13 protein-coding genes are annotated in these 16,894 nt (G+C 65.2%); 1 reads left to right on the top strand and 12 read right to left on the bottom strand.

Annotated elements, in window-relative coordinates; all coding sequences use genetic code 11:
• Positions 1-2: 2 nt before the first annotated feature.
• The 6 genes from E0702_RS02900 to E0702_RS02875 all read right to left on the bottom strand — a co-directional run bounded on the left by E0702_RS02900 (position 3) and on the right by E0702_RS02875 (position 10,531).
• Positions 3-1,115, bottom strand: a complete 1,113-nt coding sequence (locus tag E0702_RS02900) for a beta-ketoacyl-ACP synthase III (RefSeq protein WP_132041451.1) — start codon at positions 1,113-1,115, stop codon at positions 3-5.
• Between the two features lie 63 nt (positions 1,116-1,178).
• On the bottom strand, positions 1,179-5,168 hold the full coding sequence (gene hrpA, locus E0702_RS02895) for an ATP-dependent RNA helicase HrpA (RefSeq protein WP_240721660.1): 3,990 nt from the start codon (positions 5,166-5,168) through the stop codon (positions 1,179-1,181).
• A gap of 449 nt (positions 5,169-5,617) precedes the next feature.
• Positions 5,618-7,303, bottom strand: coding sequence for an AMP-binding protein (locus tag E0702_RS02890; RefSeq protein WP_132041450.1), 1,686 nt, complete (start codon positions 7,301-7,303; stop codon positions 5,618-5,620).
• A 95-nt stretch (positions 7,304-7,398) separates the two neighbouring features.
• Positions 7,399-8,235, bottom strand: a complete 837-nt coding sequence (locus E0702_RS02885) for a class II glutamine amidotransferase (RefSeq protein ID WP_132041449.1) — start codon at positions 8,233-8,235, stop codon at positions 7,399-7,401.
• Positions 8,228-10,060: a VWA domain-containing protein gene (locus E0702_RS02880; protein ID WP_132041448.1), complete on the bottom strand. Its 1,833-nt coding sequence runs from the start codon at positions 10,058-10,060 to the stop codon at positions 8,228-8,230. The genes E0702_RS02885 and E0702_RS02880 overlap by 8 nt, the downstream gene beginning before the upstream one ends.
• A 33-nt stretch (positions 10,061-10,093) precedes the next feature.
• On the bottom strand, positions 10,094-10,531 hold the full coding sequence (locus E0702_RS02875; RefSeq protein WP_132041447.1) for a hypothetical protein: 438 nt from the start codon (positions 10,529-10,531) through the stop codon (positions 10,094-10,096).
• A gap of 45 nt (positions 10,532-10,576) precedes the next feature.
• Here E0702_RS02875 and E0702_RS02870 point away from each other — a divergent pair, with 45 nt between their 5' ends.
• Positions 10,577-12,664, top strand: coding sequence for a S9 family peptidase (locus E0702_RS02870; protein ID WP_132041446.1), 2,088 nt, complete (start codon positions 10,577-10,579; stop codon positions 12,662-12,664).
• A 90-nt stretch (positions 12,665-12,754) separates the two neighbouring features.
• Here the strand turns inward: E0702_RS02870 and E0702_RS19530 are convergent, their stop codons facing one another.
• The 6 genes from E0702_RS19530 to E0702_RS02840 form a co-directional block, all read right to left on the bottom strand.
• Complete coding sequence (locus E0702_RS19530; RefSeq protein WP_132041445.1) at positions 12,755-13,564, bottom strand: hypothetical protein; 810 nt, start codon at positions 13,562-13,564, stop codon at positions 12,755-12,757.
• Between the two features lie 229 nt (positions 13,565-13,793).
• Positions 13,794-14,243, bottom strand: a complete 450-nt coding sequence (locus E0702_RS02860; protein ID WP_202597140.1) for a YcgN family cysteine cluster protein — start codon at positions 14,241-14,243, stop codon at positions 13,794-13,796.
• A gap of 218 nt (positions 14,244-14,461) precedes the next feature.
• Positions 14,462-14,773, bottom strand: a complete 312-nt coding sequence (locus E0702_RS02855; RefSeq protein WP_132041443.1) for a YcgL domain-containing protein — start codon at positions 14,771-14,773, stop codon at positions 14,462-14,464.
• The gene (rnd, locus tag E0702_RS02850; protein ID WP_132041442.1) at positions 14,770-15,897 is read right to left on the bottom strand and encodes a ribonuclease D; all 1,128 of its coding nucleotides are present in this window, start codon (positions 15,895-15,897) and stop codon (positions 14,770-14,772) included. The genes E0702_RS02855 and rnd overlap by 4 nt, the downstream gene beginning before the upstream one ends.
• Positions 15,898-15,943: 46 nt before the next feature.
• Positions 15,944-16,549 (bottom strand): recombination mediator RecR, encoded by a 606-nt coding sequence (gene recR / locus E0702_RS02845; protein WP_132041441.1) that lies wholly within the window; start codon positions 16,547-16,549, stop codon positions 15,944-15,946.
• The gene (locus tag E0702_RS02840; RefSeq protein WP_132041440.1) at positions 16,549-16,878 is read right to left on the bottom strand and encodes a YbaB/EbfC family nucleoid-associated protein; all 330 of its coding nucleotides are present in this window, start codon (positions 16,876-16,878) and stop codon (positions 16,549-16,551) included. The genes recR and E0702_RS02840 overlap by 1 nt, the downstream gene beginning before the upstream one ends.
• Positions 16,879-16,894 lie beyond the last annotated feature (16 nt).

Raw genomic sequence — 16,894 nt, 5'->3', positions numbered from 1 at the left:
TATCAGACGCGCCGAACCACCACGCTGCCGGCACTGTAGCCGGCACCGAACGAGCAGATCACGCCACTGTCGCCGACGGCCAGGTCATCCCGGTGCAGATGGAAGGCGATGATCGAGCCTGCCGAGCTCGTATTGGCATAGCGGTCGAGGATCACCGGCGCCTCATGCTCGTCGGGGTCACGCCCCAGCACGCGACGAGCGATCAGATCGTTCATATGCCGGTTGGCCTGATGCAGCCACATGCGGGCCAGGTCATCGCCTCCAAGGCCAAGACTCTGCAGATGATCACGGATCAGTGTCGCCACCATGGGACACACCTCCTTGAAGACTCGCCGCCCTTCCTGCACAAACAGCTTGTCCTCAGCCAGCGGATCGGTATCGGTCACGCGATTCAGGAAGCCGGCATTGTTGCGGATCGCATTGGAGAAGCGTGTCACCAGACGAGTACCGAGGACCTCGAAGCGCTGCGTGGCAGTGGCCAGATCGTCACGTTCCAGCACGATCGCCGTGCAGGCGTCACCGAAGATGAAGTGACTGTCGCGATCCCGGAAGTTGAGGTGCGCCGAACAGATCTCGGGGTTGACCACCAGGGCACGACTGGCGCTGCCGGCGCGGATGGCGCTGGCTGCCGTCTCGATGGCGAAGGTAGCCGAGGAACAGGCGACATTCATGTCGAACGCATAACCGCCAGCACCGAGCTCGGCCTGTAGCTCCACCGCCAGCGCCGGATAGGGGCGCTCAAGGTTGGAACAGCCGACGATGACCAGATCGATTTCACCGGCCTCCACGCCGGCGTATTCCAGGGCCTCACGGGCGGCCCTGGCGCCCATCTCGCACTGGATCGAGGGCTCGTCGTTATCACGCTCGCGCAGCCTGGGGCGCATACGCTCTGGGTCGAGAATGCCCGCTGCATCGAGCACATGGCGGCTGTGAATGCCCGAGGCCTTGACGATAAAATCACTGCTCGAGTGCGCCAGGCGCTGCTCGTTGCCGGCCCGCTGGCGGCGCTCATTCTCGGCGTCTACCCAAGCATTGAACGAGGCCACCAGGGCGTCGTTGTCGATGCTGTGTTCCGGCGTATAGAGTCCCGTGCCGGTTATCACCACTTGATTCATGCCATTCTCCTTGCGACGGCCGCGACCGCCAGGGTCACCGCGGCGCCCAGTGTGACGGGACGCTCAACCACGCCCGGTAATTTCGGCCCAGCGCCTCTCGAGTCGCTTCGCGGATACGGGGAAGGCGGTGCCCAGCTGCTGGGCAAAGAGCGAGACGCGCAGCTCCTCGATCCACCAGCGAAACTCGTCAAGCTCGGGCGGCACCATGCCGCCGCGGCGTTCGCTCTCCAGCCGCGCAGAGAGCCGCGCCTCGAGCTCCTGAACCTGCTGCATATGCATCTGGTCACGATTGCGCTCCTTGGGAGCCTTCTCCAGGCGAATCAGCGCCGCCTCCATATAGCGAGGATACGCCTGCAGCCACTCGCCTGCCTCACTGATAAAACCGGGGTGCACGAGGCGAGCCATCTGCGTCTTGAGATCAGCGTAGACCAGCGCCAGCGCCAGATTCAGGTTGCCTTTCAGCGCCTTGGTCACGGCCAGATGGCCCTTCAGGGCATCCTCGACGATGGCCAGACGCCGCTTGGCCTCTGGCAGCAGCGCCTCCTGGTATTGTGCCAGACGCGTCTCGAAGTCGTCGGTAGAGCGCGGCAGCGGCTCCACCGCCAGGGTGCTGGCGAACACCGCACGCACCAGATCATCGGCGAACTGACGACGGCTGCCCACCTTGGCAAACAGCAGCGCACAGGTCTCCACCCCCTTGAGCCGCTCGACCTCGCGCACGATCTGGGGCAGTTTGCGCATGGCCAGCGTCAGGATGCCATCGCGATGCGCCTGACGCGCCTTGTCGGGATGATCGAAGAGCTCCACCCCGAAGGCATCCCCCCTGGGCACCAGCGCCGGAAAGGCCTCGACGCGAATGCCCGCCTGAGTGGTCACCCGAGACTCGGGAAGCCCCTCCGCGGGCAGGCTCTCCAGGTCATCGGCCACACTGGCCTGCCGTGCCAGGGCCCGGGCGCCCTCCCCGGCGGCCGCCTCGAAGCGCCGCTCCAGTTCACGTGCATCGCGCCCCTGCCCCAGGAGCTCACCGGCGTGATCCACCACCCGAAGGTTCATCACCAGGTGAGGGTCGAGTTGATCCAGGCGCCAGTCATCGGGATGCAGCCGCACGCCGGTTCTGCGGCGCAGGAACTCGCCCAGCGCCTCGGTCAGCGGCGTATCATCGGGAACCATGGCCTCCAGGGCGGCATCGACCCAGTCGGGGATCGGCACCACCTGGCGGCGCACCGACTTGGGCAGCGACTTCATCAGGGCGATGCACTTCTCGCGCAGCATGCCCGGCACCAGCCACTCCAGCCGTGCCAGCGGCAGCTGTGGCAGCATCGCCGCCGGCACGGTGAGGGTGACCCCGTCGTCCACCGCTCCAGGTTCGAAGTGATAGTCGAGGGGGTAGCGCACCCCATTGAGCGAGAGCACATCCGGATAGTCGCTGGCGGTGACCTCGCTGGCCTCCCGCGCCAGCAGGGCATCCCGGTCGAACTTGAGGATGCCGGGGTCATCGCGCTCGGCCTTGCTGCGCCAGGCCTCGAAGCCCTTGCCGTGATGGATCTCGGCGGGGATGCGCTCATCGTAGAAGGCAAACAGGCTCTCCTCGTCGACCAGGATATCGCGCTTGCGCGCACGATCCTCGAGATCCTCGACCTCCTCGATCAGCGCCCGGTTGTGGGTAAAGAACTCCCCACGGGTTCTGAACTCCCCCTCCACCAGGGCCCGGCGGATAAACAGCTCCCGGGCCTCGGCCGGTGCGATGGGCCCATAGTGCACCCGCCTGCCACTGACGATGGGCAGGCCGAAGAGGGTGACCTGCTCGCTGGCGACCACCTGGGCCCGCTTCATTTCCCAGTGCGGGTCGGCGTAGCTGCGCTTGACCAGATGGCCGGCCACGGGCTCGATCCAGCGTGGGTCGATCTTCGCCACGGTGCGGGCGAAAAGCCGCGTGGTCTCCACCAGCTCGAAGGCCATCAGCCACTTGGGCGACTTCTTGGCCAACCCCGACCCCGGGTGAATCACGAACTTGCGATTGCGGGCCCCCAGGTAGTCGCGATTCTCGGTGAGCAAACCCAGGTGGGAGAGCAGCCCCGGCAGCAGCGCGCGATGCAGCGCCACGCTGCTCTGTCGTCTCGCCTCACGGCTGGCCTCCGTGGGCTCACTCTCATCGGCCACGGGAAGAGGCGCCGGTGGCGGCACCTCGATCTGCATGTCGCGCAGCAGCTGACGCAGCTGCCGGAAGGTATCCTGCCACTCGCGCATGCGCAGGTAGTTGATGTAGCGCTCCTTGCACCAGCGCCGGAGACGGTTGCCGGAGAGCTCTTCCCGGGCGGCCTCGAAACCGTGCCAGAGGTTGAGCAGCGCCATGAAGTCGGACTCGGGATCCTGCCATCGGCGGTGAGCCTGGTCCGCGGCCTGGCGCTTGTCCGCCGGGCGGTCACGGGGGTCCTGCACCGCCAGGCCTGCCACCACAATCAGCACATCACGCAGCCCGCCCTGCTCGGCACCGGCCAGCACCATGCGCGCCAGTCGCGGATCAATGGGCAGTCGGGCCAGCTTGCGTCCGATGGGGGTCAGGCGGCTTTCCTGGTCGACCGCGCCCAGCTCGAACAGCAGCTTGAAACCGTCGGTAATGAAGCGCGCATCCGGCGGGTCGACGAAGGGGAACGCCTCGATACTGCCAAGCTTGAGCGACAACATCGAGAGGATCACCGAGGCCAGATTGGTACGCCGGATCTCGGGATCGGTAAACTCGGGACGAGCGAGGAAGTCCTCCTCGTCATAGAGGCGAATGCATACACCCTCGGCAATACGCCCGCAGCGCCCCTTGCGCTGATTGGCGCTGGCCTGACTGACCGGCTCCACCGGCAGGCGCTGGATCTTGGAGCGGTAGCTGTAGCGGCTGATACGCACCAGGCCGGGATCGATCACATAACGGATGCCCGGCACGGTGAGCGAGGTCTCGGCGACGTTGGTGGAGAGCACGATTCGTCGACCGGCATGGGGGGCGAAGACCCGATTCTGTTCGGCATTGGAGAGCCGCGCATAGAGCGGCAGGACCTCGGTGCCACGCAGATCGGCACGCCGTAGGGTGTCGGCGGTTTCACGGATTTCGCGCTCACCGGGCAGAAAGACCAGCACATCACGGGGGCCATGACGCCACCCCTTCTCGCGCTCGGTACGCTCGATCTCCTCCACGGCGTGGAGGATCCCCTCCTGCAGGGTGCGGTCCTCTTCGTCATCGGCCTCGCGCACCAGCGGTCGGTAGCGCACCTCGACCGGGTAGGTGCGCCCCGAGACCTCCACCACCGGCGCGGGTGTCGCCTCTCCCTCGGCACCTGGCAGCGCGAAGTGCGCCGCGAAACGCTCCACATCGATGGTCGCCGAGGTGATGATCACCTTGAGATCGGGGCGCCGCGGCAGCAGCCGGCGCAGATAGCCGAGCAGGAAGTCGATATTGAGGCTGCGCTCGTGAGCCTCGTCGATGATGATCGCCTCGTAACGGCGCAGGTCCGGATCGTGTCGTGTCTCGGCCAGCAGGATACCGTCGGTCATCAGCTTGACCAGGGTGTCATCGCCGCTCTGGTCGGTGAAGCGCACCTGGTAGCCCACCTGCTCGCCCAGCGGTGTCTCGAGCTCCTCGGCCAGGCGCGTGGCGACCGAGCGAGCGGCCAGCCGGCGTGGCTGGGTATGGCCGATCAGTCCGCGCCGCCCCAGTCCAAGCTCCAGGCAGAGCTTGGGCAGCTGGGTGGTCTTGCCGGAGCCGGTCTCGCCGGCCACCACTACCACCTGATGGTCGCGAAGGGCCGCCAGGATATCCTCGCGACGCTCTACCACTGGCAGCTCGGGCGGGTAGTTGAGCGTGACCGGCCGGGCCGTACGGCGCTCCATCAGGCCGCGAGAGCGCGCCATGGCTTTTTCCACCTCGGCCAGGCCGCGATCCACCGGTTTGCCCTCCTTCAGGCGACGCGACAGCCCATTGAGGCGCTTTTCCAGGTTCGGGTGGTCGCGCAACAGCACGCTATCCAGTCCGAGGCGCAACTGGCGCAGTCGCTCGGCATCGGACAGGCTTTGTGAGGTGATGGCAGGGGTCTCGTCGGGCACGGCGACTCCGGTAAGGACTGGCAACTAGGGGCTGGTACCAAGGGGTGACAACAAAGCCCGCGCCGGAGACTCCGACGCGGGCGTCCTATTGTAACGCCGCGGCCGCAGCGGCGGCCAATCGATGAGTGTGGCTCACCAGGGCGATCGCAGATGCCCACACCGCTCAAGGCTTTCCCGGCGACAGGCCTTCGAGGGGGCGCTGTAAATACCTCCTTGTACGCTACCTCGGCCTTCCCTGGTCCTCGGACCCCCTCTCCGACCTATCCCCGGCGCCTTTCGCTATCGCCGCATGCTAATTACGACGCCCTTCCAAGTGGCACTAGCCGGCCGTGCCGGCCTTCTCCCGCTCCTCGTCCCTGAGCTGGCGACGCAGCACCTTGCTGAACATATCAGCGTCTTGGGCAGCAAGCTGCCTACTTCGCCCCGCTCGACTTCTCCCGCTCCTCGTCCCTGAGCTGGCGACGCAGCACCTTGCCCACATTCGTCTTGGGCAGCTCGTCACGCACCTCGACGACCCGCGGCACCTTGTAGCCGGTGAGCTGCTTCTTGCACCAGGCGCGCAACGCCTCGGGGTCGATCTCGGCGCTGCCACGGGGCACCACGAACAGCTTGATCGTCTCGCCGCTGGCAACATCGGGCACCCCCACCGCCGCCGCCTCCAGCACATCGGGATGCTGTGCCACCACGTCCTCGATCTCGTTGGGATAGACGTTGAAGCCCGAGACCAGAATCATGTCCTTCTTGCGGTCGACGATGCGGATATAGCCATCTTCCTGCAGCACGGCAATATCCCCGGTATGGAACCAGCCCTGTGCATCGATCACCTGAGCGGTCTCGTCATCACGGTTCCAGTACCCCTTCATGACCTGAGGACCCTGAACACAGAGCTCACCCGGCTCCCCGAAGGCCAGGTCATTGCCATCGGCATCCACCACCTTGACCCGAGTACCCGCAACCGGCTTGCCAATGGTCCCCAGCTGTATCGCGTCGACGGGGTTGAAGCTGACCACCGGAGAGGTCTCGGTCAGCCCATAACCTTCGGCAATCTCGCAGCCGGTGACCTCCTTCCAGCGTTCGGCCACCGACCTGGTCAGGGCCATGCCCCCGGAGATGGTCAGGTGCAGGCGAGAGAAGTCCAGAGAGCGGAAATCCTCGCGGTTGCACAGGGCATTGAACAGGGTGTTGAGACCGATAAAGGCGGTGAAGGGCACCTTGCGCAGCTCCTTCACAAAGCCCGGGAGATCCCTCGGATTGGTGATCAACAGCGAGTGGTTGCCGGTCTCCATCAGAAACAGGCAGTTCACCGTAAAGGTATAGATGTGATAGACAGGCAGCGGCGCGATCACCACCTCATTGCCATGTTCGAGACCCGGGCCGATGGCCTGGCCGGCCTGGATCATGTTTGCCACCAGATTTCGATGGGTCAGCATGGTGCCCTTGGCCAGGCCCGTGGTCCCCCCGGTGTACTGCAGTGCCGCCACATCATCGAGCTCGCGCTCCACTTCGCGATGCTGTTGGGCGCTTCCCACCTTGAGGGCCTGGCGCAGCGGCGTGTGGCCGGGAAGCCGATAGGCCGGCACCAGCTTCTTGAGATGCTTGACCGCCAGGTTGATCAGCGGTCGCTTGGGAAAGCCATGCAGATCCGCAAGCTCGGTCACCACCACGTGCTGGATATCGGTACGATCGAGGATCTTCTCGAGCTTGCCTGCCATGTTGGCGAGTATCACGATCGCCTTGGCGCCCGAATCCTTGAACTGGTGGGCCATCTCGCGTTCGGTATAGAGCGGATTGGTGTTGACCACCACCAGGCCGGCACGCATGGCACCGAACACCGCCACCGGAAACTGCAGCAGGTTGGGAAGCTGAATGGCGATGCGATCACCTGGCTGCAGGGTGGTTTCATGCTGCAGCCAGGCCGCGAAGTCACCGGAGAGACGCTCCAGGTCGGCGAAGCTCAGCGTCTGCCCCATGCAGCTGAAGGCGGGCTTTTTGGCATATTTGCCCACCGCCGCGTGGAAGATGTCGGTGACCGACCGGTACGCCTCCATGCCGCTGAGCTCGGGGCCTTCGAGAATGGGGGCGTGGGCATGTTCACTCATCACGTGTCTCCGCAGTATCGACGATATGACATCGACGCTTCTTGTTATCCCGAGGCTACCTTACTACCGTGCCTGCCGCGCTGTAAAACGATTGATTAAAACCCCTGTTTAGATTCTTGACCTGGCGCGTCCCGTGCTTCTTCGCGTTGGCCAAAACGGGCCTGTATCTGACCATCTCGCCACACCAGCAGCTCACCGGGCGCCATCCGCTCCCAGGCCTCGTTATCGGTCAGCGGCTCGGTGGCAATCACCGAGACAATATCGCGGCTGGTGGTATGTTCGGCGAAATTCACCGTCAGCTCGGCATCCGACAGGCTCGCACTGCCAAAGGGGGCACGCCGGGTGATATGGGCCAGCTTGGTGGAGCAGTAGGTGTAGAGATAGTCACCATCGGCAAGCAGCAGATTGAATACCCCCAACCCCCGGAGCCGTTCGCAGAGCTCATGAAGCAAGCGCCACAAGGCCTGGCGCTGCTCTGCGTTCTCGGGACGCCGAGGGAAACCGCGGCGCAGCTCGCCCAGCAACCAGCAGAAGGCGTGCTCGCTGTCGGTACCCCCTACCGGGCGATAGAAGGAGAGGGGGAGCGACTGCCACCCTTCGAGCTGACCGTTATGGGCATAACACCACGGCTGTCCCCACATCTCGCGGACAAACGGATGGGTATTGGCGAGCCGCACCTGTCCCACATTGGCCTGGCGAATATGGCTGATCACGATATGCGACTTGATCGGATAATCACAGATCAGGCGTGCGATGGGCGAGCGCACCGAGGGGTGCGGGTCACGAAAGTCGCGATAGCCCCCCTCCTCGTAGAAGGCGATTCCCCAGCCGTCGCGATGCGGCCCTGTCCCCCCTCCCCGGTGCAGAAAACCGGTAAAGCTGAAACAGATATCGGTCGGCACATTGGCACTCATGCCCAACAGTTCACACATGGGGATCCTCCCGATGGGCAGGACGCCGCCGCTGGCGACGACCGCGTAACAAGAACAGCAGTATCACTATCAAAACAGCGCCGCCGGCCAGCGCCCAGACCAGCGGCCTGGCGGCCAGCCCCGATAGCCGCGGCTGCCAGCTGGTGCGCCAATGTTCTACCCCGGACGCAACCCCCCGATTGATAGCCCCGACAAATCGCTCGACGACACCACCAGGGTCAGCGTCTCTACCATGACCGGCGGCCAGATCCTGGTGGAAACGCTCGGCAGAAAGCTCGCCACGTCCTCTGGCCAGGTCGAGGCCGGTGGCAGACTCGGCAAACAGCATCAGGGGGGGCAGACGCAGCTCATGGGTCTGGGCCTGAAGGCGCACCTCGGCGCCCAGCTTCAGGGGGCGACTGACGCTGTCATCCAGTTCGGGCAGGGCGACCATCCAGCTTCGCTCGCCCCGAGGCTCGATCTCGAGGCGCTCCCCGGCCAGTTCCGCCCAGGGACGCGTATTATGATGAGCCAGCTCGGGGTGGCGAGCGGTCAGCACCACGCGCCGCGACTCGGGCTGATGGCTCGCCTCGAGTGGGGCCAGCAGGTTGATCGCCTGGCTGCGCTGACGGACCATCCCCTCGGCCTCGGCCGTGATCACCAGACGCGCCCCCCCCGGCAAGGTAGGGGCTGGCAGCTCGCCACGAAAGCGTTCGCCGTCGTGGGCAAGCCGGGTCGTGGCCCACACCTCGCCATCGGCGGCGGCGAGGTCGGCACGCAACGAGAGCCCCTCTAGCTCGTCTGTGTAGGGCATACCATCGCGTTCGAGCCAGGCTTCTACCGGTATTGGGAAGCCCAGGAAGGCCGTGGCAGGTAACTCCCCGGTACGCAGGGTCAGTGCCGAGGTAACGCCGATGCGACTCTGCTCGGTCACCTCGCCCTCTATGCGCCACTCGCCGGGTATGGGATCGGGAACCCGCAGCAGGTCGAAGCGAGGCTCTACCTGCCATCGCCACCCCTGGGGTGGCGCGTCGGCACGATACTCCCTGCCCTCCGGCCCCAACAGCATCAGCGGCTCGGCATTGGGGTCGTGGAAGAGAAGCGCCGAGAAGGTCTCGATGCCGGGCTCTATATGAAAGCGTCCACCCTCCAAGGGAACACGGTCGGTGGGAAAGATGCGTTCGACGATGTCCAGGAAGGCGACGAGCAGGCTCTCGGGAGACGCTACCAGGGCGGGCAAACCACCGGTAGTGCGGGAAAGCGACTCCACCAGAGCCATATCGGCCTGATCGGAGAAGGCGATGGCATGCACGACCACCCCGGAATCGGCAAGCTCCACTGCCAGCTCGTCGAGCAGCTCTCGACGCGAGGCCGCATCCACCTCGGGCTTGGAGCCTCGCGCTGGGGGCAGGTCGATCACGCCATCGGTCAGCAGAACCAGGTGGCGCCAGCCATCGGCCGCTGGCGCCGCGGCGCGGCGTACCGCGGCCTCGATATCGGTATAGGGCTGCACACCCGCCAGCGCAGGGCCCAGCGCCTGAGCTCGACGTCGCCAGACGGCATTGACCTCTCCGGATGGCAGCGGATTCGCCACCGTCTCGCCGAACGTCCAGACTCCGGCGGAGGTGCCCTCGGGCAGCAGCGATACCAGCAGTTCAAGGGCGCTGGCCCTGAGACGATCCGGGTCGTTGGCGCGCATGCTGCCCGACACATCGATGATCACCCGCACCTCGGGCCGTTCCTCGACCGGCTGTGCCAGCACGGCGGGAGCCAGTGCGCACAGGAAGGTGAGCACCAGCCAGGCACCCATATACCGCCCTGCCCTGTCCCGGACTCTGCTGGCCATCCCGGCCTCCTTATTCGCTTACCCCTGGTTCGGTCACCCCTGGCCGACCACCGGCTCTCGCCGTACGGCACCACGCGGACCGACACCAGCGCCATTCTCAGGCTCTCCCGGGGAAACCGACTTGCTGGGGCCCCTGCCACGCCACCACAGCAGCAGTCCGAAGAGCGCCCCCAACCCCGCACCCAGCAGCGTCAGGACAAGGGCCGGCATCAACGCGTCGGCGTTGCGCTCGAGAAAGGCAACCGCGGCCACGACAACTGCCGGTGCAAAGCCGGTGTAGACATCCCCATCTTCAAGCAGCGGGAGTTGAAAACGCGCGGGCATCCACATGACACCCGCCACCAGCCAGGTGATTGGCAATCTCAACAATCGTGGCAGGAAGGCCAGCCCCAGATAACCGGTGAGCAATATCACCAGCGACAAGACGCCGTAGCTCAGCCATAGTAGGCTCATCGATTCGGTAATAGGCATTGCCACCTCACTTTTCACTTATCCGAGTATGGTACATCCCGCGCCATGAAAGCACAGCCGCCACAGCGCCCTGAGCACTCCTCTGCTTCTCCCGTCGCCCGCTTCCGCCGCCCAGAAGACCCCGAGTGGCACTGGCTTGAGCAGCGCGAGGACTCGGGGGTCACCGACTTCCTGGAGGCCGCCAATGCCGAGTGTGATGCCTGGTTTAGCCCCCTGGAGCCGCTGGTCGAACGGCTCTACCACGGCCATCTCGCACGTCGCGAGCTTGCCGTGCATGGTCTGCGCACCCCGCTGGACCACTATACCTACTGGAGCGAGACCGCGGCCGACGCCGACTACCCTGTATGGTGGCGACATCCCAACGAAGAACCCGATCGCGCCACACCCTTCCTTGATCTTGAGGCACGTGCCGCGGCCCACGATTTTCTGGAGCTCGGCGATATGGCCCTCTCGCCGGACGAACGCTGGCTGGCCTGGACCGAAGACACCACCGGTGATGAGAGATTCGACCTCCTTCTGGTGCGGCTCCCTGATGGAGAACCCGTCCACCTGCTGGAGAACATCGGCGCCGAGCTGAGTTGGGCAGAGGACAACGCCACCCTGCTGTTCACCCGCTATGATGCCACTCAACGTCCCGAGAGCGTATGGCGCCTGGGGTTGCACGAGGGGGTGGCTGACGAGCCGATTCTGGTCCTGCGCGAGGAGGACCCCGAGTTCTGGCTGGGACTGGGCAAGACACGCTCCCGGGAGTGGCTGGTGCTCGAGAGCGCCTCCAAGGATACCAGCGAGTGCCACCTGATACCGGCTCGGGCGCCGGCCACCCCACCGCGCTGCTTGCGCCCCCGCGAGAGCGGCGTGGAAGTCGCGCTGGACCACCGCCCCGGCTACTTCTACCTGCTGCACAACCGCGGTGCCCCCCACTTTCGGCTCGACCGACTGGCTGAATCATCTCTTGAGATGGCCGCCGATGCCGAGCACTGGCAACCGCTGATTCCCCATCGCGACCATTACACTCTGGAGGGAGTCGATGCCTTCTGCTGGGGAGTCGTGACCACCGAGCGCGACCATAACGAGGCCCAGGTACACCTGAGGGTCCTGGAGTTCGACCCCGAGCATGTCGTTACCCGAGACGAGCGCCTCCCGCTACCGGAGACACCTTGCAGTCAAGCGCTGGGCGACACGCCCCATTTCGACAGTCGCCGACTGCGTCTGGTCGAAGAGTCCTTTGTATTGCCGGCAAGCTGGGTGGAGTACGACCTCGACAGCGGCGAGCGTCGCCTGCTCAAGCAGCAGCCGGTTCATGGCGACCTCAAACCCGAACAACTCGCCTGTGAGCGACTATGGGCCACCTCACACGATGGTGAACGTATTCCCATCTCGGTGGTAATGCGCGCCGATCGGGTCGGTCACACTCTGCCGACTCTGCTCTACGGCTATGGCGCCTATGGTGAGGTACTCGACCCCTGGTTCTCGGTGGCCCGCCTGGAGCTACTCTCTCGTGGCGTGGCCTTCGCCGTGGCCCATGTCAGAGGCGGCGGTGACCGCGGTGAACCCTGGTACCTGGCCGGCAAGCTGGCACACAAGGCCAACAGCTTCCACGACTTTCTGGCATCACGCGACGCCCTGGTGGAGCACGGTATCAGCGACGGTGAGCGTATCGCCGCCTACGGTGCCAGCGCCGGCGGCCTGCTGGTGGGTGCCAGCCTCAACCTGGCGCCGCAGGCGTTCTGTGCGGCGGTGCTCGATGTACCCTTCGTGGATGTACTGCGCACCATGGAAAACCCCGACCTGCCATTGACCACCGCCGAATACACCGAGTGGGGCAACCCCGCCGAAGCCGCTGTCCGTCGACGTATTGCCGACTATTCACCGTTGGACAATCTGGAGGCGGCCCCTTACCCCGCACTGTTCCTGCAGGGCAGCTGGCACGACACTCGGGTACCCTACTGGGAACCGGCCAAGCTCTATGCCCGACTCACCGAGCTGGGCAGCGCTCGCGGGCCGGTGCTACTGCGTTCCGATATGGCCGCCGGCCACGGTGGGGCTTCCGGACGCTTCAAGGCGTGGCACGACGGCGCCCGCCAGGACGCCTTTATCCTCTGGGCGCTGGGTCTGGCAGATCAGGAGGCATGATGTCTTGATGCTTGATGACAGCGCCCTGACGGCAGGGACCCGGCCGAAACCGGGCCCCTGTGACATGCGCATAAAGTGCATGGCGCGGTGTCAACGACCACCCGAGCCACCGCCGGAACCACCACCCGAGCCACCGCCGGAACCGCCACCCGAGCCGCCGCCGGAACCACCACCCGAGCCGCCGCCGGAACCACCACCCGAGCCACCGCCGGAACCACCGCCGGAACCGCCACCGGAACCGCCACCCGAGCCACCGCCGGAACCGCCACCTTCACCACCCCCCGAGCCACCTCCACCGGAGCCGCCGCCGGAACCGCCACCTTCACCCCCCCCCGAGCCGCCCCCACCGGAGCCGCCACCTTCGCCACCGCCGTCATCCGTTCCATCATCGGAGCCGTCGTCCGATCCATCATCGGAGCCATCGTCCGTTCCATCATCGGAGCCATCGTCCGTTCCATCATCGGAGCCGTCGTCCGCTCCATCATCGGAGCCGTCGTCCGTTCCATCGTCGGAGCCGTCGTCCGTTCCGTCATCGGAGCCATCATCCGTTCCGTCATCGGAGCCGTCATCCGCTCCATCGTCGCTGCCGTCGTTGCTGGCAACCAACACGCCCTCACCTCCGTCGCGAGCGCCAGACATATCCGTTTCCTGGTCTCCAGCGCTCGGCGGGTAGAGCAGCAACAACTGCTCGGGGCTTAACCGCGTCGGCAGCCACGACTGCAGCTGCGCCATCTCCTGGTTGTCGAGCACGCGGCCCTCGTTCATGAGGTCATTGAACATCTCCGCCATCTCATCATCACTAAGCGGATCGCCGCTCCACGAAGAGGATTGCGCCGCAACGCCGGACGAGGCCAGGGCACCCACCGCCATGACCAACGCTAGTTTCCTGAAACCTTTCATGTTCGATCCCCCCGACCCCGCACCTCTCAATAAGCGGCGTCATGCGTTGGGCAAATATGCCCATGCCTAAAACAAACTGTTACACATATCAAGGATAGTTCCCGGCGGTGGTCGCCGCCATATAACGAGCGCATAAATCGAGGGTGCAAGGTGACGGGGCCTGAACGCCCATCGGCGAGGCGTCGCAGGCATAGTGTGATGACGGTATCGTGGTGAAGGGTTGGCGATATCAACCATCGATGGGCAGGATCGCGATGATATGGTCCTCGTAGTGCTCCTCGGGGACACCTCTGCTGCTGACCGCAAAGTTGCGAACGCTGACGCCCTTGCGATGAACGCGCTCCGGATCTCCGCTGAGCAGCGGATGCCAGGCGGCCAGCTTGCGGCCCTCGGCGACCCGCCGATAGGCACAGGAGCGCGGTAACCAGCGAAACTCGTCCACTCGCTCCGGCGTCAGCTGGGTGCACTCCGGCACTCGCTCCAGGCGGTTGGGATAGTCGCTGCAGCGACAGCTCTGGATATCCAGCAGCTCGCAGGCCAGGTTGAGTACCGCCAGCTCGCCGGTCTCGTCATCCTGGAACTTGAGCAGGCAGCACTGACCGCACCCGTCGCAGAGCGCCTCCCACTCCTCGGCGGTCAGCTCTTCGAGGGGGTAGTGCTCCCAGAAACGTTCTCGCATGGCACCTTCCAGTCTTCCTGCTGAACAGCAGGCATCTCGGGGCTGAACCGGCGGCTGGCCTGCGAGGAGGCGCTGTGAATACCTCCCTGTACGCTACCGACGCCTTCCCTGGCGTAGGACCTCCTCTTCGGCCTGCCCCCGGCGCCCCTGGGTTGAACGGAGTTTGTGCGTCGTCGGGCGCGACACTGTTTATCGCGGCCGATGCCGGGCACATTGGGTCAGTAACGCGCCTGAGTTGGGGTGCGATATAGATCCAGCAGATACTCCTCCTTGGCCGGGGGCAACTGCAGATAGAAGCCGTTATCACGGATCGCCTGCATCACCTCCACGGCACTGGCGCGCCCCAGCCGTTTCTCGGGGCTGAGGATCAGCGTCATGGCCGGTACCGGCTTGCCGAAACGCTCTAGCAGGGGAGCAGGAACGCGCTGCGTGCCCTCGCGCTTGTCGACATAGAGATACATCTCATCCTTGCGCGAACTCTTGAATACCTGGCACAGCAGGCGGTTGCCGGACATCCGGTCATCACTCATCTCGGTAGTTCCTCCAGGGCCTTTATCAGCCCCGTGTTCAGGCGTTCACCGCGCCACCCCGTCGGCAGCGGCGGGTCACGCTTTTCCAGATGGGCCACCAGCAGGGCCTCCAGGTCGCGGCGACGCATCAGTACCTCCGGGGCAACACCCAGCGCCTCGGCCTCGGCATTCACCACCCTCTTCAGCGTCTTGATGCCACGCTTGAACTCGGGCTCCATGGGCGATGGCAGCTCGCCGGGGAGCTCGGTCTCATCAAGGTGCTGCGCCTCGGCCACCAGTGCCAGCAGGGTGTCGCCGTCGCGCTTGACCAGACTCGGCTTGACACCTTCGATCCGCGCCAGTTCATGGCGATTCCGGGGCATCGCCTCGGCAATCGCGAACAATACTCGATCATGCACCAGCCAGCCCCTCGGCAGGTTGCGAGCGCGGGCCTCGCCTTCGCGCCAGATGGTCATCCGCCGGTAGGCCTCGATCTGGCGCGGCGCCAGGCGCCACAGCTGACGCTGGCGTAGATACCACTGCCCATCGGCCTCGACGCTGCGCTCGGCCTGGGCCAGCATCGCCTCACCATCGGCCTGAAGCCACTCGCTACGCCCCAGCCGCTCGAGCTCGAGGCGCTGCTGCTCCCATACCTGCACCAGATAGACCACATCCAGGGCGGCATACTGCAGCTGGGTTTCCGATAGCGGACGTACCAGCCAATCGGAGCGGGTCTCGTCCTTGGGCAGGGTCTCGCCGACCCAATGCTCCACCAGCTTCTGATAGCCCATGCCGGGGTTGTCGCCCAGCAGGCCTTGGGCGACCTGGGTATCCACCAGCGGGCGAGGTGTCACACCGGCCCAGTGCGTGAAGACCTCCAGGTCCTCGCTGGCGGCGTGCAGCAGCTTGAGCGGCCCTTCGGCCAGCAGACGCTGGAAGGCGGCGGTACATGTCACGGCCTGGGGATCCACCAGCCAGGCCACGCCGCCGGCGGAAAATTGAATCAGAGCCGGCACCGGGTAGAAGGTGTTCTCGCGAAAGAACTCGGTATCCAGGGCGATGACATCGTCATTACTCACCGCCTCACAGGCGGCATCCAGCGCCTCGGGGGTATCGATCCAGTGTATCTCGGGGGTCAGGGGCATCAGGGTTCCGGCAGTGTTGAATGGGGTGGAGCAACCGAGCGCAGGCTCACTCGCTCCGGAACGGCAGGCGACCATTGAAGGCGCGACTCAGGGTGCCACCGTCGACATACTCCAGCTCGCCGCCCATGGGCACGCCGTACGCGAGGCGCGACAGGCGAACCCCGTGGGCGGTGAGTTGCGCGGCGATATAGTGGGCCGTGGCCTCCCCCTCGACCGTGGGGTTGGTGGCCAGGATAACCTCCTCGACCCCCTCCTCGCCGACTCTGGCCAGGAGCCGGTCGAGCCCCAGATCCTCGGGACCGATGCCGTCCAGAGGCGAAAGGTGGCCATGCAACACGAAGTAGCGGCCGCGATAGCCGCCGGCTTCCTCGATGGCGAGCTGGTCGGCGGGCGACTCCACCACGCAGAGCAGGTCGTCGTCACGTCGTGGACTCGCACACAGCTGGCACACATCCTCCTCGGTGAGCGTTCGACAGCGCCGGCAGTAGCCGACTCGTGCCAGGGCGTCGTCGAGCACCGAGGAGAGCCGCCGACCGCCGTCGCGATCGCGTTCCAGCAGGTGCATGGCCATGCGTTGGGCGGTCTTGGGCCCCACGCCGGGCAGCACCCGCAGCGACTCCATCAGTTGCTCGATGAGGGGGGAGAAGCTCATCAGAACGGCATCTTGAAACCGGCCGGCAGATTCATGCCATCGGTGACTTCGGACATCTTGGCCTTGGAGTTGGCCTCGACCTTGCGAACGGCATCATTCACCGCAGCGGCCAGCAGATCCTCCAGCAGCTCCTTGTCCTCTTCCATGACGCTGGGATCGATATCCACCTTGCTGACGTCATGGCGGCCGTTCATGGTGACCTTGACCATGCCCGCGCCCGCCTCCCCCAGCACCTCGGCACGAGCGATCTCCTCCTGGACCCGCTGCATCTTCTCCTGCATCTCCTGGGCCTGCTTCATGATGTTGCCCATTCCACCCTTGTTGAACATGGTGTGTCCTCTCTTG

This window comes from Halomonas marinisediminis (assembly GCF_004347715.1).
GTDB lineage: Bacteria > Pseudomonadota > Gammaproteobacteria > Pseudomonadales > Halomonadaceae > Halomonas > Halomonas icarae.
Note: the sequence above shows the minus strand (reverse complement) of the source record. Positions and strands in the feature narration are given on the sequence as shown.